The sequence below is a fragment of the Streptomyces sp. P5F9 genome (genome assembly GCF_057961495.1).
In genome coordinates this window covers 1-846 of the sequence record NZ_JBXVPZ010000998.1, presented here as the reverse complement: position 1 = coordinate 846, position 846 = coordinate 1, and the positions used below count along the sequence as shown (strand labels likewise).

The window sequence follows — 846 nt, the reverse complement described above, 5'->3', positions numbered from 1 at the left end:
GTGTGCAGTTGGCTCGGCTGGGGCTGCATCCCCGGCTGGGGCGGGCCTTGTTGGACTCGGGTCCAGCCGGCGCCGAGGTTGTCGCGCTGCTCAGTGAGGAGGCGCCGCGGGCTTACGGGGATGATCTTGCCGGGGCTTTGCGGAGTGCTCGGCGTGGAGGGGACGCCTATGCCGGGCGGTGGCGTGCGGAGGTTCGGCGGCTGCGGGCCGTGGGAGGGGAGATTTCCCACCAACCGACCCGTGACTCCGTTCCGATACAGGTGAACGTCACAAACAACGAAGACGCCCTCGTCGGACTCGTCGCCGCCCTCGCCTACCCCGAACGTGTTGCCAAAGCCGACGGCGGTTCCTACCTCCTCGTCTCCGGCACCCGTGCCGAGGTCGGAGACGCCAGTGCCCTCCGCGGCGCGCCCTGGATCGCCGTCGCCGTGGCGGACCGGCCGATCGGCAAGGGGCACGCACGCGTGCAGCTCGGGGCCGTTGTCGACGAGGACATCGCCCGGTTCGCGGCCGGGGCGCTGCTCAGCGAGGTGGACGAGGTCCACTGGGCCGACGGAGACGTCGTGGCCCGGCGCGTCGAGCGGCTCGGGGCCGTCGAGTTGGCGGTGCGGCCGCTGAGGGACGCCGACCCCGTCGCCGTACGGGATGCGCTGGTTGAGGGGTTGCGGCAGGAGGGGTTCGGGCTGTTGCGGTGGTCCGCCGATGCTCAAGTGCTGCGGCAGCGGCTGGCATTCCTGCATGTGAATCTCGGGGAGCCTTGGCCCGATGTGTCCGACGATGCGCTCCACGCGCGCGTGGACGAGTGGCTGGAGCCGGAGTTGGGGCGGGCTCGGCGGCGGGGGGATC

The 846-nt window shown here is 71.7% G+C and carries 1 pseudogene; it reads left to right on the top strand.

The features are described 5' to 3' along the window. Positions 1–846, top strand: a pseudogene (locus AC31A1_RS52055) (ATP-dependent helicase HrpB); the annotation flags it as partial.